Annotated in this window: 18 protein-coding genes; 11 read left to right on the forward strand and 7 right to left on the reverse strand. The window is 69.3% G+C overall.

The window, feature by feature from the left end:
* Positions 1–5 precede the first annotated feature (5 nt).
* Genes Q0D93_RS05530 through Q0D93_RS05540 form a run of 3 tightly spaced genes read right to left on the reverse strand, consistent with a single transcriptional unit; the run spans position 6 to position 6,782 of the window.
* On the reverse strand, positions 6–884 hold the full coding sequence (locus Q0D93_RS05530; protein WP_294391955.1) for a transglutaminase family protein: 879 nt from the start codon (positions 882–884) through the stop codon (positions 6–8).
* Entirely contained in the window at positions 884–3,400 is a 2,517-nt protein-coding gene (locus Q0D93_RS05535; RefSeq protein ID WP_294392108.1) for a circularly permuted type 2 ATP-grasp protein, read from the reverse strand. The genes Q0D93_RS05530 and Q0D93_RS05535 overlap by 1 nt, the downstream gene beginning before the upstream one ends.
* A gap of 55 nt (positions 3,401–3,455) precedes the next feature.
* On the reverse strand, positions 3,456–6,782 hold the full coding sequence (locus tag Q0D93_RS05540) for a transglutaminase family protein (RefSeq protein ID WP_294391956.1): 3,327 nt from the start codon (positions 6,780–6,782) through the stop codon (positions 3,456–3,458).
* Positions 6,783–6,895: 113 nt separating this feature from the next.
* On the opposite strand from Q0D93_RS05540, the gene Q0D93_RS05545 reads away from it, so the two are divergent.
* Genes Q0D93_RS05545 through cutA form a run of 6 tightly spaced genes read left to right on the forward strand, consistent with a single transcriptional unit; the run spans position 6,896 to position 12,263 of the window.
* Entirely contained in the window at positions 6,896–8,008 is a 1,113-nt protein-coding gene (locus Q0D93_RS05545; protein ID WP_294391957.1) for an S-(hydroxymethyl)glutathione dehydrogenase/class III alcohol dehydrogenase, read from the forward strand.
* A 1-nt stretch (position 8,009) separates the two neighbouring features.
* The gene (locus tag Q0D93_RS05550) at positions 8,010–8,393 is read left to right on the forward strand and encodes a VOC family protein (RefSeq protein ID WP_294391958.1); all 384 of its coding nucleotides are present in this window, start codon (positions 8,010–8,012) and stop codon (positions 8,391–8,393) included.
* An 18-nt stretch (positions 8,394–8,411) separates the two neighbouring features.
* Entirely contained in the window at positions 8,412–9,254 is an 843-nt protein-coding gene (fghA, locus tag Q0D93_RS05555; RefSeq protein WP_294391959.1) for an S-formylglutathione hydrolase, read from the forward strand.
* Positions 9,251–10,465 carry an FAD-dependent oxidoreductase gene (locus Q0D93_RS05560; RefSeq protein WP_294391960.1) on the forward strand — a complete coding sequence of 405 codons (1,215 nt, stop codon included), beginning with the start codon at positions 9,251–9,253 and terminating at the stop codon, positions 10,463–10,465. Before fghA ends, Q0D93_RS05560 begins: the two co-directional genes overlap by 4 nt.
* 44 nt (positions 10,466–10,509) lie before the next feature.
* A complete protein-coding gene (locus Q0D93_RS05565) occupies positions 10,510–11,919 on the forward strand; it encodes an amino acid permease (RefSeq protein WP_294391961.1) in 1,410 nt (469 codons plus the stop codon).
* A 23-nt stretch (positions 11,920–11,942) separates the two neighbouring features.
* Complete coding sequence (gene cutA, locus Q0D93_RS05570; RefSeq protein ID WP_294391962.1) at positions 11,943–12,263, forward strand: divalent-cation tolerance protein CutA; 321 nt, start codon at positions 11,943–11,945, stop codon at positions 12,261–12,263.
* Here the strand turns inward: cutA and Q0D93_RS05575 are convergent.
* The 4 genes from Q0D93_RS05575 to Q0D93_RS05590 all read right to left on the reverse strand — a co-directional run bounded on the left by Q0D93_RS05575 (position 12,246) and on the right by Q0D93_RS05590 (position 15,196).
* Entirely contained in the window at positions 12,246–13,181 is a 936-nt protein-coding gene (locus Q0D93_RS05575) for a ribose-phosphate pyrophosphokinase (protein WP_294391963.1), read from the reverse strand. The genes cutA and Q0D93_RS05575 overlap by 18 nt on opposite strands.
* A 64-nt stretch (positions 13,182–13,245) precedes the next feature.
* On the reverse strand, positions 13,246–14,175 hold the full coding sequence (locus Q0D93_RS05580) for an L-threonylcarbamoyladenylate synthase (RefSeq protein WP_294391964.1): 930 nt from the start codon (positions 14,173–14,175) through the stop codon (positions 13,246–13,248).
* Between the two features lie 54 nt (positions 14,176–14,229).
* Positions 14,230–14,577, reverse strand: coding sequence for a GntR family transcriptional regulator (locus tag Q0D93_RS05585; protein ID WP_294391965.1), 348 nt, complete (start codon positions 14,575–14,577; stop codon positions 14,230–14,232).
* A gap of 40 nt (positions 14,578–14,617) precedes the next feature.
* Entirely contained in the window at positions 14,618–15,196 is a 579-nt protein-coding gene (locus Q0D93_RS05590; RefSeq protein WP_294391966.1) for a nitroreductase, read from the reverse strand.
* A gap of 155 nt (positions 15,197–15,351) precedes the next feature.
* Between Q0D93_RS05590 and Q0D93_RS05595 the strand changes: the two genes are divergently transcribed.
* The 5 genes from Q0D93_RS05595 to thiD are packed head-to-tail and all read left to right on the forward strand — an operon-like array spanning position 15,352 to position 21,990.
* Positions 15,352–17,142, forward strand: a complete 1,791-nt coding sequence (locus Q0D93_RS05595) for a peptide MFS transporter (protein WP_294391967.1) — start codon at positions 15,352–15,354, stop codon at positions 17,140–17,142.
* On the forward strand, positions 17,132–18,538 hold the full coding sequence (locus Q0D93_RS05600) for an amidohydrolase (RefSeq protein ID WP_294391968.1): 1,407 nt from the start codon (positions 17,132–17,134) through the stop codon (positions 18,536–18,538). The genes Q0D93_RS05595 and Q0D93_RS05600 overlap by 11 nt, the downstream gene beginning before the upstream one ends.
* Positions 18,535–19,821 (forward strand): amidohydrolase family protein, encoded by a 1,287-nt coding sequence (locus Q0D93_RS05605; RefSeq protein ID WP_294391969.1) that lies wholly within the window; start codon positions 18,535–18,537, stop codon positions 19,819–19,821. The genes Q0D93_RS05600 and Q0D93_RS05605 overlap by 4 nt, the downstream gene beginning before the upstream one ends.
* 10 nt (positions 19,822–19,831) lie before the next feature.
* Positions 19,832–21,169 (forward strand): phosphoglucosamine mutase, encoded by a 1,338-nt coding sequence (gene glmM / locus Q0D93_RS05610; RefSeq protein WP_294391970.1) that lies wholly within the window; start codon positions 19,832–19,834, stop codon positions 21,167–21,169.
* Positions 21,170–21,174: 5 nt separating this feature from the next.
* Positions 21,175–21,990, forward strand: a complete 816-nt coding sequence (thiD, locus tag Q0D93_RS05615) for a bifunctional hydroxymethylpyrimidine kinase/phosphomethylpyrimidine kinase (RefSeq protein ID WP_294391971.1) — start codon at positions 21,175–21,177, stop codon at positions 21,988–21,990.
* The last annotated feature ends 7 nt before the right edge of the window (positions 21,991–21,997 follow it).

A 21,997-nucleotide genomic window follows, 5' to 3' on the forward strand; every position in this document is an offset into this window, starting at 1 on the left:
TCTGCTCAGTCCAACGGTTCGACATCGACCGCGACGTCGATGCGTTGTCCGTCCTGCCCCAGAAAGATACCATCGATCGGCGCCACGTCGCCATAGTCGCGGCCGACCGCCGTCACGATATGGTCCTGCCCTATTGCCACGCCGTTGGTGGGGTCGAAGCCGATCCACCCCCGCTCGGGCCCGCACCACAGCAGCACCCAGGCGTGGGTCGCGTCCGCGCCCACCAGCCGGGCGCGCCCGGGCGGCGGGACCGTGCGGAGGTAGCCGGAGACGTAGGCGGCGGCGAGCCCGGCGGAGCGCGCGCCGGAAATCATGATCTGCGCGAAATCCTGGCACACCCCATGGCGTTTGGCGAAGGCCTCGGCCGGGCTGGTATCCAGTTGCGTGGCGCTGCCGTCATAGTGGAAGTCGGCCTGGATCCGCCGGGCGAGCGCCAGTCCCGCCTCCACCACCCCGCGCTCCGGCCGCAATTCCTGCGCGCACCAGGCGGCGATCTCCGGAAAGGCGGCGATCAGCGGGGATGGATAGAGATAAGAGGCCGGCGCGGTGTCGCCGAGGTCGCGCACGTCCCGCCCCAGACGCGCCGCCGCCGCCACGGTGCAGTCGTCCGGCTTCGGCTCCGGCGGCACCCGGTCGACGGTGACGAGCGCGCGGCTGTCGATCACCAGCTCGGTCGCGGGCTTGTCCACCACGATCCGGTGCGTCACGACCGGATAGCCGCTGTCGCGTCCGGCGGTGACGGTGGCGGCGGGGCCGATGGCGAGGGCATGATCCTCCACCTGCTGCCCGTCCCAGTCGATCGGCCGCAGCCGCAGGTTGCAGCGCGCGAACCGCACCGGAAAATCATAGCGAAAGCGCGTGCGGTGGCTGATGGCGTAGCGCATCACGCCAGCACCATGCCCGGCGCGCGCACCGTTTCGGCGCCTTGCAGGAAGAAGCGCGCGGCGATCGCGTCGCTCAGCGCCATCAGCCGGTTCTCGATCCCCAGCAACGTCGCGCGCGACAGCGACTCCGCGCGCACGGTGGTGACCATCAGCGCCAGTTCGTTGGCGACGGCCAGCTGCTCCTCCTCCATCCCGTCGTCACGGAGCGACGGCAAAGCGGCGAGATGCTCGCGGATGCGCACCATCTGATAGGCCAGGCTGCGCGGATTGAACGGGTCGAGCGCCACCAGGTCGCGCACCGGCACCAGCGCAAGGCCGGTCATGTAGCGCGAACGATAGCTGATCTGGCTGTCCATCAGGTCGAGCAGGGTGGTCAGGTCGTCGGCGGTCGCCGCCTCCGTCCCGAAATTGCGGCACAGGCGGCAGGCCACCAGCGCGCGCTCCATCCGGCGACCGAGATCGTGGAAGCGCCAGCCGGCGGTGCGGCCCATATTCTCCGCCGCCAGCCCCGCCAGCGCCGCGAATCGTTCCTGCAACGCCCCCACCCGCGCCAGCAGCGCACCGGCATCCTCGCCCTGCGCGGGCGGCAGCGGCATGTCCACCAGCCGCCAGACATCCGCCGACAGGCGATCGCGGATGCCGGACGCGATATTGTGGATCGTCCCGAACAGGGTGCGGATGCCGGCCAGTCCGGGGCCGTCCAGCGCCGCCGCCGCCAGCTCGGCGAGGTCGTGGATCACGCCCCCGGCCTCCTCCTCATCCTCCTCGCAGGACACGAGTTGCGACGCGCCGGTGGAAATCAGCAGGGTCGCCAGCCGGTCGAGCGTCACCGGCACGAGGTTTGCGCCGGTATCGGCGTCGATCGTGCCGCCCAACGTGGCGCGCACCAGCCGCAACGTCGCCTCGCCCCGCTCCAGATAGCGGCCGAGCCAGTAGAGATTGTCCGCCGCGCGGCTGGGCAGCGTGCCGGGATTGCGCCGCACGGCGACATGCTGCGGCAACAGCGACACCGGCTCCACCGCGTGCAACGCGACCACGCCGACATCCGCCGAAAAGGCCCCTTCGCCCATCACGGCCGCGCGTTCGTCGGCCCCTTCCCCGATCCGCGCGAAGCCGCCCGGCATGACCGACCATGCCCCCGTTCCGTCGCGCACCGCAAAGGCGCGCAAGGTGAAGGGGCGCGCCACCAGCCGCCCGTCGGCGACCACCGGCATGGTCGACAGGCGCACCACCTCGCGCCCGACATAATCCTGCGGACGCAGCGCCATCGCCTGCTCCAGCGCGGTCCGGCCCGCCGTGTCCAGGCTGGCGCCGAGCACCGGGCCATTGGGCAGGCCGACGACCGGATCGGCAAAGGCGGGGCTGACCAGCAGGTCGTCCAGCCGCGCCCGCATCTCCCCGCACGGCCCTGCCTGCCCGCACCACCATGTGGCGATGTTCGGCAATGTCAGGTCCTGCTCCAGCAGCTTGCGCGCCACCCTCGGCAGGAAAGCGGCAAAGGCAGGCGATTCCACCACGCCCACGCCCGGTGCATTGGCCAGCACGGCGTCGTCGGCGGCGATCGCGTCCATCAGGCCCGGCACGCCGATGCTGGACGCGCTGTCGAACGCCAGCGGATCCAGGAAGCGCGCATCCATCCGCCGCCACAGCGCATCGACCCGCTTCAGCCCCTCGATCGTGCGGACATACAGGCGATTGTCGCGCACGGCGAGGTCGTCGCCCTCCACCAGCAGGAAACCGAGATAGCGGGCGAGGTGCGCCTGCTCGGCATAGCTCTGATTATAGCGTCCCGGCGTCAGCAGGCCGATGCGGGGATCGTCGCGCTTGCAGGCGGCGGCCAGGCCTTCGCGGAAATCGGCGAAGAAGCCGGCGAGCCGGTGCAGGTTCAGCCGCGTCTGCAACGCCCCCATCACCCGGCTGGCGGCCAGCCGGTTCTCCAGCGCATAGCCGGCGCCGACCGGCGCGCGGACATGGTCGGCCAGCACGCGCCACCCGCCGTCCGGCCCGCGCGCAAGGTCGACCGCGTAGATGTGGAGGCGATGGCCGCCGCGCGGCTCCATCCCGATCATGGACCGCCAGAAATGGCGCGATCCCGTCACCAGCGGCGCGGGCAGATGCCCGTCCGCCACCAGCGTCGCCGGACCATAGATGTCGCCCAGCACCCGCTCCAGCAGTTCGGCGCGCTGGGCGACCCCGTCGGCAATCCCCCTCCACTCATCCTCGCCGATCAGCAGCGGCAAGGCGGACAGCGGCCACGGCCGTTCGGCCGGGTCGCCGGGCAGGCGAAAGGTGGTGCCGATCTCGTTCACCTGGCGGCCGACCCGGTCCTGCAACCGTTGCAGCCGCCCTTCGGTCAGGGTCGCGACCCCGTCGAACAGGTGATGCCACCAGCGCGCGCCGCGCCCCATGTCGTCGCGCACGACGTCGCCGCCGCCCGCCTGCGCGATATAGCTTTCCAGCCAGCCCTGCCCCCACGAGGGCATACCGGGCAGCTGCGCCATGTTGGTGCCCCACATGGCGTCATGCCCTACGCGTCTCATTCTCCCGCGCAAGCGGCAGGCGACGCCTTCGTCACAGGTCCGCCGGCCGCCGCAGGTCCAGCGTCATCGGAAAGTCGCCCGCCCGTTCCTCCGCCGGCATGGCGATCGCACCGGGGGTGTGGCCATGATCGACGAAGCGCGCCTTGCGCCGTGCCTCCGCCTCGTAATCGTTCACCGGCACGCTGTCATAGTTGCGCCCGCCCGGATGCCCGACATGATAGACGCAGCCGCCCAGCGACCGCCCGTTCCACCGATCGAGCAGGTCGAAGGTCAACGGTGCGTCGGCGGGCAGGCGCGGGTGGAGGCAATTGGCCGGCTCCCACGCCTTGTAGCGCACGCCGCCCACCGCCTCGCCTTGCACGCCGGTGGGCGTCATCGGCACATGGCGGCCGTTGCACGCGACGATGTGGCGCCCCGGCACCAGGCCGGTCGCCCGCACCTGCAGGCGTTCGGTCGAGCTGTCGACATAGCGCACGGTGCCGCCGATGGCGCCCGTTTCCCCCAGCACCGGCCAGGGTTCCAGCGCGTGCGCAATCTCCAGCGTCACGCCGCCGGCGGTCACGCTGCCGTGCACCGGAAAGCGGAACTGGCGCTGCGCCTCGAACCAGGCGGGATCGAAATCGTAGCCCGCGCCGCGCAGGTCGCCCAGCACCTCCAGGAAATCCGCCCAGACGAAATGGCCGAGCATGAAGCGGTCGTGCAGCGCCGTGCCCCAGCGGACCAGCCCGCCCGCCTGTGGCGAGCGCCAGAACCAGGCGGTGAGCGCGCGCACCAGCAATTGCTGCGCCAGGCTCATCTTCGCGTCCGGCGGCATCTCGAACCCGCGAAACTCGACCAGGCCGAGCCGGCCGGTAGGTCCGTCGGGCGAGAAGAGCTTGTCGATGCAGATTTCGGTGCGGTGGGTGTTGCCGGTGACGTCGACCAGCAGGTTGCGGAACAGCCGGTCCACCATCCACGGCTGCGGCGCGTCGCCCGTGCCGACCCCGCTTGCAAACGGATTCGGCACCTGCGCCAGCGCGATTTCCAGCTCGTACAGCCCGTCATGCCGCGCTTCGTCGATGCGCGGGCTCTGGCTGGTCGGGCCGATGAACAGGCCGGAGAAAAGGTAGGACAGCGACGGATGCCGTTGCCAGTAGAGGACGAAGCTCTTCAACAGGTCCGGGCGGCGGATGAAGGGCGACTCGCTCACCGATCGCCCGCCCAGCACCAGGTGGTTGCCCCCGCCTGTGCCGACCGAACGCCCGTCGACCAGGAACTTGTCGGCGGTCAGCCCCTCCTCGCGTGCCATGTCGTAGAGCGTGGTGGTGAGCGCGCGCGTCTCCTCCCAGGTGGAGGTCGGCTGGACGTTGACCTCGATCACGCCGGGATCGGGCGTGACCTTCAGCACCTGGAGGCGCGGGTCGGGCGGCGGTGCATAGCCTTCGATCCGGACGGGGATGCGGGTCGCCTCCGCCACCCGCTCGATCGCGGACACCAGCTCCAGATAATCTTCCAGCCGCTCGGTCGGCGGCAGGAACACGGCGAGGTAGTGCCCGCGCGCCTCCACCGACAAAGCGGTGCGGACCGCGCCCTCGATCGGCACCTGCTCGACCCGCTCCTGCGCGCCCGCGCCCGCCGCCGGCGCCACGCTCTCCATCCGCTGCGCGCGATAATCGGGCAGCGGCTCGCGCGGTTCGGTCGTGTCGCGGACGTGGAGATAGGGATAGCTGGCCGGCGGCACATAAGGCAGCGATCCCAGGGGCAGGCGATAGCCGACCGCGCTGTCGCCGGGCACCAGGAAGAGCTTGCCGCGCCGCACGTTCCAGCGTTCGCTCCGCCAGCGGCGGGGTTCGGGCGCCTGCGCCGCCTGCCACGCCTGGATCGGCAGCACATAGCCGACCGGCCGGGCGAGCCCGCGCTCGAACGCGCGCACCATCCGCGCGCGCGCTTCCGGATCCTCGATCTTGGGATCGGTCGGCGTGACGTTGGCGGGCAGTTCCGCTTCCTTCAGCGCCCATTCGGCCGGATCCTCAAAGGCCGGCTCGACGAAATCGGCGGGTACGGCCAGCGCGTCGGCCACGGCTTTCAGGAAATGCTCGGCGCTGTCGGCATCAAGCGAAGCCTGCCCCGCATCCTCGCTCGCCAGCAGGGAGGGATCGCGCCACACGGCCACGCCGTCCAGCCGCCAATAGACCGAATAGCCCCAGCGCGGCAGGCTTTCGCCCGGATACCATTTGCCCTGGCCGTGGTGGATCAGGCCGCCGGGCGCGAAGCGGTCGCGCATCCGTCGGATCAGCCGATCGGCATAGAGGGCCTTGGTCGGCCCGACCGCGTCCGCATTCCATTCCGGCGCTTCGGGATCATCCGCCGCCAGGAAGGTCGGCTCGCCGCCGGTGGTGAGGCGCACGTCCTGCGCCTGGAGGTCCGCGTCCACCCGGCGGCCGAGTGCGTCGAGCGCGTCCCACCGCTGGTCGGTGAACGGCTTGGTGATCCGCACCGCCTCGGCGATGCGCTGCACGTCCATGTGGAAGTCGAAGTCGGCATGCGCCGGCTCCAGCAACGTGCCCTCGATCGGCGTGGCGGAGCGGTAATGCGGCGTCGCGCAGAGCGGAATATGCCCCTCGCCCGCGAACAGCCCGGAGGTGGGGTCGAGCCCGATCCAGCCCGCGCCGGGAATATAGGCCTCCGCCCAGGCATGGAGATCGCATACGTCCTGCGCCACGCCCTTGGGCCCGTCCACCGGCATCACGTCGGGCGTGAGCTGGATCGAATAGCCCGACACGAACCGCGCGGCGAAGCCCAGCTTGCGCAGCAGCTGGACCAGCAGCCAGGTGAAATCGCGGCACGATCCTGTTCCGCAGGTCAGCGTTTCCTCGGGCATCTGCACCCCCGGCTCCAGCCGGATGACGTATCCCAGCGCCTCGTTCACCGCGCGATTGAGTTCGACCAGGAAGTCGATCGAGCGCATCTCCACGCCCGCGAACCGCTGATACAGGGCATCGAACAACGGGCCCTGCGGCTCCACCTCGAAATAGGCGGACAGGTCGGTGTGGAGGTCCGGCGCATAGTGGAACGGCCGCCGTTCGGCATAATCCTCGACGAAGAAGTCGAACGGGTTGATCACGGCAAGGTCTGCGATCAGGTCCACCGTGACCCGGAACTCGGCCGTGGGCTCCGGCACGACGATGCGCGCCAGCCAGTTGCCGTGCGGATCCTGCTGCCAGTTGATGAAATGCTGCTCCGGCAGGATCGTCAGCGAATAATTGGGCACCTCCGTGCGGCTGTGCGGCGCGGGGCGGAGCCGCACGATCTGCGGCCCCAGCCGGATCGGCCGGTCATAGCGGTAGGAGGTGACGTGGTGGAGCGCGGCCTGGATCACGGGCGTGATTGCAGCACAGTGCCGCCCTTACCACAAGCGGGCCCAACCTTGCCTTTTGATGCTGCCATCGCCATCCCCTGTCTCTGCTCCGAAATCCCAATCAGGACATCTGTATGAAGACGCGTGCCGCCGTAGCGTTCCAGGCCAAGCAACCGCTGGAGATCGTCGAAGTCGATCTGGAAGGCCCCAAGGCGGGCGAGGTGCTGGTGGAAATCATGGCGACCGGCATCTGCCATACGGACGCCTATACGCTGGACGGGCTGGACAGCGAGGGGCTGTTCCCCTCCATCCTCGGCCATGAAGGCGCAGGCGTCGTGCGCGAGGTGGGCGCGGGCGTGACGTCGGTTCAGCCGGGCGACCACGTCATCCCGCTCTACACGCCCGAATGCCGCCAGTGTAAGTCGTGCCTGTCGGGCAAGACCAACCTCTGCACCGCGATCCGCGCGACGCAGGGCAAGGGGCTGATGCCGGACGGCACCACGCGGTTCAGCTACAAGGGGCAGCCGATCTTCCATTATATGGGCTGCTCGACCTTCTCCAACTTCACCGTCCTGCCCGAGATCGCGGTGGCGAAGATCCGTGAGGACGCGCCGTTCAAGACCAGCTGCTACATCGGCTGCGGCGTCACCACCGGCGTCGGCGCGGTGGTCAACACGGCCAAGGTGCAGGTGGGCGAGAACGTCGTGGTGTTCGGGCTGGGCGGGATCGGCCTCAACGTCATCCAGGGCGCGAAGCTGGCGGGCGCGGCCACCATCGTCGGGGTGGACATCAACCCCGATCGCGAGGAATGGGGCCGCCGCTTCGGCATGACCCATTTCATCCCGGCCAAGGGCAAGAGCCGCGAGGCGGTAATCGCAGAGGTGCTGGCGCTGACGGACGGCGGGGCGGACTACAGTTTCGACTGCACCGGCAATACCGAGGTGATGCGCACCGCTTTGGAGGCGTGCCATCGCGGCTGGGGCACCAGCATCATCATCGGCGTGGCGGAAGCCGGCAAGGAGATCAGCACCCGCCCGTTCCAGCTGGTGACGGGCCGCAACTGGCGCGGCACCGCGTTCGGCGGGGCCAAGGGCCGCACCGACGTGCCCAAGATCGTCGACTGGTACATGAACGGCAAGATCGAGATCGACCCCATGATCACCCACGTCCTCTCGCTGGAGGAGATCAACAAGGGATTCGACCTGATGCATGCCGGCGAAAGCATCCGTTCGGTCGTGCTGTTCTGACATGTTCAGCCATATCGTGGTCGGCGCCGATGACGTGGACACGTCCCGCACATTCTACGACGCGGCGCTGGGCGCGCTCGGCATCGCGGCGGGCGAGGTCGACGAGCGCAAGCGGGCGGTCTACGTCCATGCCGGCGGACGCCTGCTGGTGACCCGCCCGATCGACGGCGAACCCGCCAGCCCCGCCAATGGCGGCACGATCGGCTTCGCCGCCGCGTCGCCCGGAGCGGTCGATGCCTGGCACGCCGCCGGGATGGCGAACGGCGGCACGCCGTGCGAGGATCCGCCCGGCATCCGCCACGCGACCGGCGGGCGCACCCTCTACCTCGCCTATCTGCGCGATCCCGCCGGCAACAAGCTGTGCGCGACGCATCGGCTGTCCTGACATGACCATGGTGTTCCGATGAGCCTCCAGACCCTCTCCACCAACCGCGCGTTCGGCGGAACGCAGGGCGTGTATCGCCACGCCAGCGCCGCAACGGGCACGGACATGACCTTTTCCGTCTATGTGCCCGACCATGTGGAGGGCGAGCGGTTGCCGGTGGTATGGTATCTGTCCGGCCTCACCTGCACCCACGCCAACGTGACGGAAAAGGGCGAATATCGTCGCGCCTGCGCCGAACATCGCCTGATCTTCGTCGCAGCCGACACCTCGCCGCGCGGGGCGGGCGTGCCCGACGATCCCAACGCGGCCTATGATTTCGGTCTCGGCGCGGGCTTCTACGTCGATGCGACGCAGGCACCTTATGCGGAGCATTACCGCATGTGGACCTATGTCACGGAAGAGTTGCCGGAACTGGTCGGCGCGTCCTTCCCCGTCGATCTGGCCCGACAGGCGATCATGGGCCATTCCATGGGTGGCCACGGCGCGCTCACCATCGGTCTCACCTTTCCCGACCGGTTCAGGGCGGTATCCGCCTTCGCGCCGATCGTCGCGCCGTCGCGGGTACCGTGGGGGCAGAAGGCGCTGGCGGGCTATCTGGGCGCCGATCAGGCCGCCTGGCGCAGGCATGACGCGGTCGCCCTGATCGAGGATGGCGCGCGCGTGCCGGCGCTGCTGGTGGATCAGGGGGAGGCGGACCAGTTCCTGGCCGAGCAGCTCCGCCCCGATCTGCTGCGCCATGCCTGCGACGCGGCGGGTATCGAGCTCACCCTGCGGCTCCAGCCCGGCTACGACCACAGCTATTATTCCATCTCCACCTTCATGGCCGATCATCTCACCTGGGCGGCGCAGCGCCTCGCATGAGCCACCATGACGTCCTGATCGTCGGCGCGGGCCATGCCGGCGCGCAGGCGGCGATCGCGCTCCGCCAGGCCAAGTTTGCGGGCTCCATCGCCATCGTCGGCGACGAATCCGAACCGCCCTACGAACGCCCGCCGCTCTCCAAGGATTACCTGGCGGGCGACAAGCCGTTCGAGCGGCTGCTGATCCGCCCACCGGCTTTCTGGGAGGAACGCGGGGTCACCATGCTGCTCGGCCGGCGCGTGACCGCGGTGGATGCAGCGGCGCACGCGGTCACGGCCGGAGATCGGATCGGCTATGGCACGTTGGTCTGGGCCGCCGGCGGCGGGCCCCGCTCGCTGGTCTGTTCGGGGCATGACGTGGCGGGCGTCCACGCCATCCGCACCCGCGCCGACGTCGATCGGCTGGTCGGGGACTTGCCCGCCACCACCCGCGTGGTGGTGATCGGCGGCGGCTATATCGGGCTGGAGGCGGCCGCCGTCCTGACGAAGCTCGGCAAGCAGGTGACCGTGCTGGAAGCGCAGGACCGCGTCCTCGCCCGCGTCGCCGGCGAAGCCCTGTCGCACTTCTACGAAGGCGAGCATCGCGCGCACGGCGTCGACCTGCGGCTGGGCGTCACGGTGGACTGTATCGAGCAGCAAGACGGCCGCGCCCGTGGCGTCCGGCTGGACAGTGGCGAGCTGCTGCCGTGCGAGATGGTGATCGTCGGCATCGGCATCACGCCCTCGGTCGAACCTTTGCTGGCGGCCGGGGCGGAGGGCGGCAATGGCGTGCGGGTCGATGGGCAGTGCCGCACCACCCTGCCAGACATCTTTGCGATCGGGGACTGCGCGCTCCACGCCAACGCCTTTGCCGACGGCGCGGAGATCCGGCTGGAATCGGTCCAGAACGCCAACGACATGGCGAATGCGGTGGCCAGGACGCTGACCGGCACGGCAACGGATTATTATGCAGTGCCATGGTTCTGGTCCAACCAATATGATCTGCGGCTGCAGACGGTCGGCCTCTCGCTCGGCCACGACCGGGCGATATTGCGGGGCGATCCGGCCACGCGCAGCTTCTCGCTGGTCTACCTGCAGCAGGGTCGGGTGATCGCGCTCGACTGCGTCAACGCCACCCGCGACTATGTGCAGGGCCGCGCCTTGGTGCTGAACCGCGCCGCGCCCGATCCCGTCCGGCTGGCGGATACGGGCGTCGTGCTCAAGGATCTTTGAAACGCGCCGCCGGGGGGTGGTAAGCGTCCATCATGGGAAGTCACATGAACAGTTGGTTCCGGCGCAAGCCGATCGAAACCGCGCCGCCGGGGGGCGCGCAACGCCTGGTCCCGTCCTTGTCCTGGCCGCATCTGGTGGCACTCGGCGTGGGCGCGATCGTCGGCACGGGTATCCTCACCCTGATCGGGGTCGGCGCGGACCGGGCGGGGCCGGCCGTGCTCGTCTCCTTCGCCATTGCCGGCGCGATCTGCGCCTGCGCGGCTCTGGCCTATGCCGAAATGTCGACCATGATGCCGACCGCAGGCAGCGCCTATACCTATAGCTACGCCGTGCTGGGGGAGGTGATCGCCTGGGTGGTCGGGTGGAGCCTGATCCTGGAATATAGCCTGGTCGTTTCCACCGTGGCGGTGGGATGGTCCGGCTATGCCGCGCCGTTGCTGACCGCGATCGGCTTTCCCGTCGTGCTGACGGCGGGGCCGGCGCTCGGCGGGATCGTCAACCTGCCCGCCATCTTCATCATCGCGGTGGTGGCCGGCCTGCTCAGCCTGGGCACGCAGGAAAGCGCGCGGCTCAACACCGTGCTGGTCGCGATCAAGATCGTGACGCTGGCCCTGTTCGTGGGCGTCGCCCTGCCCGCCTTCGACGCGCAGAACCTGCATCCCTTCATGCCGCACGGCTTCGCCAAGACGATCGAGGGCGACGGCGTGGCACGCGGCGTGATGGCGGCGGCGGCGATCATCTTCTTCGCCTTCTACGGCTTCGACGCCATCTCCACCGCGGCCGAGGAGGCCAAGCGCCCGGAACGCGACCTGGCGATCGGCATCGTCGGATCGATGCTGATCTGCACCTTGATCTACGTGCTGGTGGCGGCGGCGGCGGTGGGCGCATTGCCCTACACCCATTTCGCGGACAGTCCGGAGCCGCTGGCCCTGATCCTGCGCGACATGGGCCGGCCCGGCATCGGCCGCATCGTCGCGATCGCGGCGGTGATCGCGCTGCCGACCGTGCTGCTGGGCTTCCTCTACGGGCAGAGCCGCATCTTCCTGGCGATGGCGCGCGACGGCTTCCTCTCGCCGCGCTTGGCAGCCATTTCCAGCCGGGGCACGCCGGTGCGGATCACCGTGCTGACCGCCGTGCTGGTGGCGATCATCGCCGGCGTGCTGCCGATCGACCAGATCGCCGCGCTGGCCAATGCCGGCACGCTGATCGCCTTTTCGGCGGTCGCCATCTGCATGATGGTGATGCGCCGCCGCGCGCCCGACATTCGCCGCCCGTTCCGCACGCCCCTGGTGTGGCTGGTCGGGCCGGTGGCGGTGATCGGCTGCGCCTACCTGTTCACCAGCCTGCCGACCAAGACCATCCTGTGGTGCCTGGTGTGGAACGCGGCCGGGCTGGCGCTGTATGTCGTGTATGGCCGGCGGCGCAGCATCCTGCGCCCCTGGCACGAAGCCTGAGCCCAAGCCGAGCGGAGGAGATGATGAGCGACGCCGTCCTGATCCTCTCCACCGCCGCCTCGCCGGAGGAGGCGTCGCGCATCGCCGACGCGCTGGTTGCGGACGGGCTCGCCGCCTGCGTCCAGATGGCGGCGGTGCAGAGCTGCTACCGCTGGCAGGGCGCGATCGAACATGCGCAGGAAATCCGGCTGGAGATCAAGACCACGGCCGATCGGGCGGAGGCCGCCGCCGCCCGCCTCCGCGCGCTGCACAGCTATGACGTGCCGGAAATCCTGATCGTGCCGATCCTGGGCGGATCGGCCGATTACCTCGCCTGGATCGCGGCGTCAGTCGAACAGACTTGAGACCGAGCTTTCGTCGGAAATGCGGCGGATCGCCTCACCCAGCAGCGGCGCGATCTGGAGGTGGCGGATCTTGCCCGCGTCCAGCACCGCCTGCGGCGCGGCGATCGAGTCAGTGATCACCAGCTCGCGCAGCATGGAATGGTCGACCCTTGCCACCGCGCCGCCAGACAGCACGCCGTGGCTGACATAGGCGACCACATCCTCCGCCCCCGCCGCGCGCAGCGCCTTGGCCGCGTTGCACAGCGTGCCGGCCGAATCGACGATGTCGTCCACCAGGATGCAGAAACGGCCCGCCACGTCGCCGATGATGTTCATCACCTCGCTCTCGCCCGGGCGTTCGCGGCGCTTGTCGACGATGGCGAGCGGGGCATTGTCCAGCCTTTTGGCCAGGCTGCGCGCGCGCACCACGCCGCCGACGTCGGGCGACACCACCATCAGGTTGCGCCCCGCGAACCGCGCCTTGATGTCGGCCGACATGACCGGCGCGGCATAGAGATTGTCGGTCGGAATATCGAAGAAACCCTGGATCTGCCCGGCGTGGAGGTCGACCGACAGGACGCGGTTGGCGCCCGCCGCCGTGATCAGGTTCGCCACCAGCTTGGCGGAAATGGGCGTGCGCGGGCCGGGCTTCCGGTCCTGCCGGGCATAGCCGAAATAGGGAACCACCGCCGTGATCCGCCGGGCCGACGCACGGCGCAGCGCGTCGATCATGATCAGCAATTCCATCAGATTGTCGTTGGTCGGATAGCCGGTCGACTGCAGCACGAACACGTCCTCGCCGCGGACATTTTCGTGGATTTCGACGAACACTTCCTCATCGGCGAAGCGACGGACCGAGGCATCGGTCAGCTTGATCTCCAGATAGTTCGCCACGGCCTGCGCGAGCACCGCATTGGCGTTTCCGGTCATCAGCTTCATCGATCAGTATATCCCCGCATTGCCTGTCGCCCCTCTAGCGAGTGGGGCAGGCATAAGAAAGGCATCACGCGGCGGCCCGCCGCAGCCGGTCGTTGATCGCCAAACCCAGCCCCACATGCGGGACGGGCGCCACGGCGATGGCGCGCGCCGGCGACCGGTCGGCCGCATGGAGCAGGTCGAACAGCCGCGCCGCCGCCTCCACCAGGTCGCCGAAGGCCGAGAGCGTATCATCGCCCGGCACCGGGCCGAAGCCGATCAGCCACTCGCCGGGCTCCGCTGCCTCCGCCTCCAGCCGCACCGGCTTGGACGGGGCATAATGTTGCGTCAGCTGCCCCGGCGCCTCGATCCGGCCGGTTGCCGCCTCCGCGAGCGGCAGGCCCGCCGCCGCCAGCGCCGCCGCGTCGATCGGTCCGGGACGCAGCAGCCGCAGGCGGTCCGGCTCCACCGCGACGATGGTGGATTCGAGCCCCATCGCGCTCGCGCCCCCGTCGATCACCAGCGGGATGCGGCCTTCCAACGAGCGGAGGACATGGTCGGCGCGCGTCGGGCTGATCGTGCCGCTGGCATTGGCCGATGGCGCCGCCAGCGGCACGCCCGCTGCCGCCAGCACGGCCCGCATCACCGGATGGGCGGGCACGCGCAGGCCGACCGTGGCGAGCCCCGCCGTCGCCAGCGACGCCACCCGGCTCCCCTCGCGCAACGGCAGCACCATGGTCAGCGGGCCCGGCCAGAATGCCCGCGCCAGCCGTTCCGCCGCGTCCGACAGCGACGCCAGCGCCCGCGCCTGCCCGACATCAGGGACATGCACGATCAGGGGATTGAAGGACGGCCGCCCCTTGGCCGCATAGATCGCCGCCACCGCCGCGCCGTCGGTTGCGTCCGCCGCCAGGCCGTAGACCGTCTCGGTCGGCACCGCCACCGGCTGCCCCGCCGCGATCAGCTCCGCCGCGCGGGCGACGGCATCAGGGCCGAAAGGAATGTGCTCCGTCTTCACGCCGCGCGCCTAGCAGCCCTGCCGCCCCAAGCCCAATCGCTTAAACGCGCGCGTTCAGACCTGCACCCGCTCCAGCAGGTCGGCGGCATCGATGCCGAGCCGGCGGATCCGCGCCGCAATCGCCGGCCATTCCCCGTCGAGGAATTGCGCGCGCGCGGCGGAGCGCAGCCGCTCGGTCGCGCCATCCTCCACGAACATGCCGACGCCGCGCCGCACGGTGACCAGCCCATCGTCCTGAAAGCTTTGATAGGCCTTGGCGACGGTCAGCGGATTGGCCCCCTGCTCCGCCGCAAAGGCTCGTACGGAGGGCAAGGCATCGCCTTCGCGGATGCGGCCGTCGAGGATCATGGCGACGATCTCGTCGCGCAGGCGGAGGTAGACGGGACGTTCGGGCATCGGCATGGCGTCATGCTGTGCTAACACAGCACCTCGGAAAGAGCAATCAGCCCTGCCAGATGCGGACCACCGAGGCGCGCTCCGGCCGGGGCCGTTCGTCCAGCGCGCGCGACGGCGTGCCGAGGAACATGAAGCCGGCAATCCGCTCGCCCGGCTGACCGAACGCACCCCGCACCATGTCGGAATAGGCCGCCCAGCCGGTCAGCCAGCCACCCACCAGCCCCTCGGCATGGGTTGCGACCAGCAAAGCCATGCACGCGGCGCCGGCCGACAATTCCTGCTCCCAGATCGGGATGTGGCTGGCATGGGCCGGGGCGGACAGGACCACCACCAGCGCCGGCGCCTGCATCGCGAACTGGTGCACCGCCTCCAGCTCGACCTTGCCCGGTTCCGGCCGCTCGGCGCGATAGGCCCGCTCCAGCAGGGTGGCAAAGGCCGCGCGCCTGTCGTCGGGCACGACCACCAGCCGCCAGGGCGCCAGCTTGCCATGGTCGGGCACGCGGGTCGCGGCATGGAGGATGCGGTCGAGCTGTTCCACCGTCGGCCCTGGCCCGGTCATGTCGCGCGGCTTGCCCGAACGGCGCGTCGCCATCAGCGCGGCGGGGGAGGAAAGATCGTTGAACATGCGCCCTCCAACTGTGTCCCTGACCGCACAGCACGAACGCGCGCCGCAAGGCAACCCCGCGTCGTCACGCAACAATCTTCTTCACACGCGCAATTTCACCGCTAGTCTCCGCGCTTTCGCGCATCCGCATCCGTATTCGTTTCCGAAAGGTCCGCATGGAGACCCCGACCGACTCCTCCCCGGCCGAGCCCGACATCAGTCACGTCAATCCCGCCGAGGAAAAGACGTGGTTCGGCCACCCCCGCCAGCTTGCCCGCCTGTTCACGACGGAAATGTGGGAGCGGTTCGGCTTCTACGGCATGCGGGCGCTGCTGACGCTCTACCTTGCCAAGCATTTCCTGTTCGACGACCGGACGACCAACGGCCTGTATGGCGGCTTCACGGCCCTGGTCTACCTGACCCCGCTGGTCGGCGGGCTGATCGCGGACCGCTATCTCGGCTCCAAGCGATCGGTGAAGTTCGGCGCGATCTTCATGTCGTTCGGCTATCTGCTGCTGTGCTTCGGCGGACCTACGGCCACCCCCTATGCCACGATCGACGGCCAGCGTTACGAGGTCCAGATCGACGACGTGTCCGGCACGGAGACGCAATATGTGGTCGACCAGGGCCGCCGTTTCGCGATCAAGGGGCAGGAGGACGGATCGGTCACGCTGACCGCGCCCGACGGCCAGGTGGCGCGCACGGTCGCCAAGGGCGGGTTCCAGCCCGGCGGCGACCGCAACCAGTTCTACATCGCGCTGGCGCTGCTCGGCCTGTCGTTCATCACGGTCGGCAACGGCTTCTTCAAGCCGAACATCTCCACCATCGTCGGCACGCTCTACAAGCCGGGCGACAGGCGGCGGGATGCGGGCTTCACCATCTTCTACATGGGCATCAATCTCGGCAGCCTGTTCTCGCAGCTGCTGTGCCCGTTCCTGGCGGTGGCGCTGGGCTGGTGGGCAGGCTTCCTGCTCGCGGCGATCGGCATGATGGTGTCCTTCTCGCTCATCCAGTTCGATGGCGGCAAGCTCGCCGGCTATGGCGAGCCGCCCGCCGGGCAGGCGCGCGACCGGTCGTCCCTGATCTACCTCCTGTCGGCGCTGGCGGTGCCGGTCGCCTGGTTCCTGTTCTACAACCTGATGACCGCGCCCAAGCCGGAGGCGGGGGGCGGGATCCTCGGCTATCTCGTGGCGCTGCCGATCATGGGCAAGGTGCTGTTCGCGACCTTCCTGATTTCGGTGCCCGGCATCCTGATCTGGGCCGCGCGCGCGGGCAACCGCGCCGAGTTCCAGATGATGCTGGCGGCGATGGTGATGATCGTGTTCAACGTCGTCTTCTGGACGTTGTTCGAACAGGCCGGATCGTCGCTGACCCTCTTCGCGGACCGCAACACCGACCTCAGCATCTTCGGCCTGTTCAACCTCAAGGCGGGGCAGACGCAGTTCTTCAACGCCTTCTTCATCGTCGCATTGGCGCCGATCTTCTCGATCATGTGGAACGGGCTGGCGCGGCGCGGGCGCGAGCCGTCGACGCCGGTCAAGTTCGGCATCGCCCTGATCGGGGTGGGCCTGGGCTTCCTGGTGCTGGTGTTCGGCGCGCGCTTCGCCGGGCCCGACTTCAAGGTGTCGGTGTGGTGGCTGGCCTTGCTCTACGCCATCCACTCGGCGGCGGAGCTGTGCATCTCGCCCGTCGGCCTGTCGATGATCACCAAGCTGTCGCTGGCGCGGATCGTCGGGCTGATGATGGGCGTGTGGTTCCTGTCGATCAGCTGCGCCCAATATGTCGCCGGCATCATCGCCCAGGTGGCCAGCGTCGAGACGGTGGGCGGCCAGGTCACCAACCTCCAGGTCAGCCTGAACACCTACAACAACGTATTCTGGACCATCGGCATCGTCTCGGCGATCATCGGCGCGATCCTTCTTCTCCTCTCCCCGCTCATCAAGAAGTGGATGCACGGTGTCCAATAAGCTTGCGGTTTCCCTGATCGCGCTGGCGCTCGCCGCCTGCGCGAGCGCCCCGGCGGCCAAGCCGAAGAAGGCGTCGGACGAGCCGCGCGTGCCGGCGCCGTGGACGACCGATCCCTACCCGTCGACCTACCGCGCCTATCCGGGCACGCCGACCCTGGTGACCAACGTCACCATCTATGACGGCGAAGGCGGCCGGATCGACGGCGGCTCGGTCCTGTTCGCGGACGGCAAGATCGTGCAGGTCGACCAGAGCATCGCCGCGCCGGCGGGTGCGACGGTGATCGACGGCACCGGCAAATATCTGACGCCCGGCATCATCGACGTGCACAGCCACCTGGGCGACTATCCCTCGCCCGCCGTGGCGGCTTTGTCCGACGGCAACGAGGCGACGTCCCCCACCACCCCCGAGGTATGGGCGGAACACAGCGTCTGGCCGCAGGACCCGGGTTTCAGCCGGGCGCTCGCCAATGGCGGGGTCACCACGCTGCAGATCCTGCCCGGATCGGCCAACCTGATGGGCGGGCGTTCGGTCACGGTGAAGAACGTCTATGCCCGCACGGCGCAGGCCATGAAGTTCCCCGGCGCGCCCTATGGCTTCAAGATGGCGTGCGGCGAAAATCCCAAGCGCGTCTACGGCTCCAAGGGCCGCATGCCCGCCACCCGCATGGGCAATGTCGCGGTCGATCGCATGACCTGGCAGAAGGCGGTCGAATATAAGCGCAAGTGGGACAAGTACGAGAAGGACGGCGGCGACATCCCCGGTCGCGATCTGGCGATGGACACGCTGGCGGGCGTGATCGACGGCAAGATCCTGGTCCACAATCACTGCTACCGCGCCGACGAGATGGGCAACGTCATCGATATGGCGAAGGAATTCGGCTATCACGTCACGGCGTTCCACCACGCGGTGGAAGCCTACAAGATCGCCGACATGCTGAAGGCCAACAACATCTGCGCCGCCGTGTGGGCCGACTGGTACGGCTTCAAGATGGAAAGCTATGACGGCATCCGCGAGAATCTGGCGATCCTGCAAAAGGCCGGCGCCTGCGCGATGATCCATTCGGACGACCAGAACGGCATCCAGCGGCTGAACCAGGAAGTGGCCAAGGCGCTTGCCGCCGGCCGCCGCGCCGGGGTCGCGATCCCCGACGAGCAGGCCTGGACCTGGCTGGCCATCAATCCGGCTCGCGCGCTGGGCATCGCCGATCGCACCGGCAGCCTGAAGCCCGGCAAGATGGCGGACGCGGTGTTGTGGAACGGCAATCCGTTCAGCACCTATACGCGGCCCGAAAAGGTGTGGATCGACGGCGCTTTGCTGTACGACATCAATGATCCGAAACGACGGCCCGTATCCGATTTCGAGCTGGGCCAGCCCGGCGAGGGGGACGTGAAGTGAGGCATCTTCTTCTTGCCGCCGCCGCGCTGATCGTGGCTCCGGCCTGCGCCGACACCATTGCCATCACCGGCGGCACCGTCGCGATCGGCGACGGATCGCAGCCGATCCGGAACGGCACGGTCGTGATCCGCGATGGCCGGGTGGTGGCGGCGGGCGCGGGCGTGGCCGTTCCCGCCGGCGCGCGCACCGTGGACGCATCGGGCAAGTGGGTCTCGCCCGGCATCGTCGCCGGCTACACCACGCTGGGCATCGTCGACGGTTACGGCATGGACGAGACCAATGACGCATCCGCCGAAAAGTCCCCCTTCTCGGCCGCCATCGACGTGTCGCCGGCGATCAACACCGAGAGTCAGCTGATCGCGAGCGAGCGGTCGATGGGCACCACCCGCGCGGTCGTCTCGCCGCTGCCGGGCCGGACCATCTTCGGCGGCCAGGGCGCGGTGATCGACCTCGGGTCCGACCATGATCCGCTGACCAAGGCGCGCGCCTTCCAGTTCGTGGAGTTGAGCGAGAATGCCAGGAACCTCGGCGGAGGCAGCCGGCCGGCCGCCCATGTGCTGCTGCGGGCCGCGCTCGGCGCCGCGCGCGACCCGGCGCAGGCGGCCGGGCTGGACCAGGGCGCGCTCGTCACCCGGCAGGATGCGCTGGCGCTCCAGCCGGTGCTGGCGGGCCGGATCCCGCTGCTGGTCCATGCCGAACGGATCGCCGACATTCGCGCCACGCTGCAGATCGCGCGCGAGTTCCCCGGCATCAAGCTCGTCCTGCTGGGCGCGAGCGAGGGCTGGATGGTCGCGTCCGACATCGCCGCCGCGCGCGTGCCGGTGATCGCGGCCGCTTTGGTCGACCTGCCCGAATCGTTCGAGCGGCTGGCCGCGACCCAGTCCAATGTCGGCCGGCTGACGCGGGCCGGCGTGACCGTCGCCATCTCCACCGTCGACATTTCGGAGGGGCCGTACGAATCCTATCTGCGTCAATATGCCGGCAACCTCGTCGCCTTGCAGAAGGTGCCGGGCGCGAGCGGACTCAACTGGGGCGAGGCGCTGGCCACCATCACCTCCAGGCCGGCGCAGGCGCTGGGCATGGATGGGGAGATCGGGTCGCTCCGCGCCGGCCGCCGCGCCGACGTGGTGCTGTGGGACGGCGATCCACTGGAGGTCACCTCCGCGCCGGTGGCGGTGTGGATCGACGGCGTGGCGCAGCCGATGGTCAGCCGCCAGACCCGCCTGCGCGATCGCTACCTGACCCCGCAGGAAGGCGCGCTTCCCAAGGCCTATGAGCGGTAAGGCGACATTCATGACCCGCAAATATTTCGGCACGGACGGCATACGCGGCCGCACCAACCAGCCGCCGATGACCGCCGAGATCGCGATGAAGGTGGGTCAGGCGGCGGGCGCCTATTTCCTGCGCGGCTCGCATCGCCATCGCGTGCTGATCGGCAAGGATACGCGCCTGTCCGGCTATATGGTGGAGTCGGCGCTGACCGCCGGCTTCACCAGCGTCGGCATGGACGTGGTGCTGGTCGGGCCGATGCCGACCCCGGCGGTGGCGATGCTGACCCGCTCGATGCGCGCCGATCTGGGCGTGATGGTGTCGGCCAGCCACAATCCGTTCGCCGACAACGGCATCAAGTTGTTCGGGCCGGACGGCTATAAATTGTCGGACGAGGCCGAGGCGGAGATCGAGCGGATGATCGACGGCGCGCCGCCGCTCGCGCCATCGGAGGGTATCGGCCGCGCCCGCCGGATCGACGACGCGCAAGGCCGCTATATCCACGCCGCCAAATCGAGCTTCCCCGAACATCTCAGGCTGGACGGGCTGCGGGTGGTGATCGATTGCGCCAACGGGGCCGCCTACAAGGTGGCGCCCACCGCCTTGTGGGAATTGGGGGCGGAACTGATCCAGCTCGGCGTCGACCCCAATGGCGTCAACATCAACGACAAGGTCGGCTCCACCGCGCCCCAGGCGTTGCAGGCGAAGGTGGTCGAAACCCGCGCCGACATCGGCATCGCGCTGGACGGCGATGCCGACCGACTGATCGTGGTCGATGACTTGGGGCAGATCGTCGACGGCGACCAGCTGATGGCGCTGATCGCCACCGCCGCCGCGCGCGACGGCCGGCTGAACGGCAATGCCGTGGTCGCCACCATCATGTCCAACCTCGGCCTGGAACGGCTGCTGGGGGAGAAGGGCATCACCCTTCACCGCACCCCCGTCGGCGATCGTTATGTGGTGGAGGCGATGCGCCAGGGCGGCTTCAACATCGGCGGCGAACAATCCGGCCACATCGTGCTGGCCGATCACGCCACCACCGGCGACGGGCTGGTCGCGGCGTTGCAGGTGATGGCCGAACTGGTCGCCAGCGGACAGCCGGCGCACCGCCTGCTGCGCCAGTTCGATCCCCTGCCGCAACTCCTCAAGAATGTCCGCTTCACCGGCGGCGCGCCGCTGGACGGCGACACGGTCAAGGCGACCATTGCGGCAGCCGAGGCGGAGCTGGGCGGCACCGGCCGGCTGGTGATCCGCAAGTCCGGCACCGAACCCCTGATCCGCGTCATGGCGGAGGGCGAGGACCAGGCGCTGGTGGCTGACGTGGTGGATCGCATCTGCGACGCCGTCCGCAAGGCGGGCTGAGCCATATGATCCCGCGTGTCCTGGCGATTGCCGGCTCCGATTCGGGGGGCGGCGCCGGCATCCAGGCCGACATCAAGACCATCACCATGCTCGGCGGCCACGCCATGACGGCGGTGACCGCGCTGACCGCGCAGAACACCTTGGGCGTCAGCGGCGTGCTGCCTGTTCCTGCCGAGATGGTGATCGCGCAGGTGGACGCGGTGGTCGCGGATATCGGCGTGGACGCCGTCAAGATCGGCATGATCGGCGCCGCCGCCACCGCCCTCACCGTGGCGGAGCGGCTGGTCCGGCCGGACCTGGCCCACGCCGCCATCGTCTTCGATCCGGTAATGATCGCCACCAGCGGCGCGGTGCTGGCCGATGCCGACACGGTGCGTGCCTTTGCCGCGCTGATGGACGTGGCGGGTGTCGTGACGCCCAACACCCCCGAACTGGCGGCTTTGTCCGGCATGGCGGTGGAGGATGAAGCCGGGATGGTCGCCGCCGCCCGCCTGCTCGCCCGCCGCCACGACATTGCGGTGGTCGCCAAGGGCGGCCATCTCGACGGCGCCGACGTGGCCGACCTGCTGGTGACGGCCGAGGGCGAGCCCGTGCGCCACGCCGCCGCCCGGATCGACACATCCAGCACGCATGGCACAGGCTGCACCCTGTCCAGTGCCATCGCCACGGGGCTGGCGGCGAGCCTGTCCCTTGCCGACGCCTTCGCGCAGGCCCGCGCCTATGTCCGTGCCGCCTTGTTCGCCGCGCCGGGCCTCGGCCGGGGGCATGGCCCGATGGGGCACGGGCTCGACCGCGCGCACTTCCCCGCCACCCCCGCCTGAGATCCGC

It is taken from the genome of uncultured Sphingomonas sp. (genome assembly GCF_934560975.1).
GTDB lineage: Bacteria > Pseudomonadota > Alphaproteobacteria > Sphingomonadales > Sphingomonadaceae > Sphingomonas_I.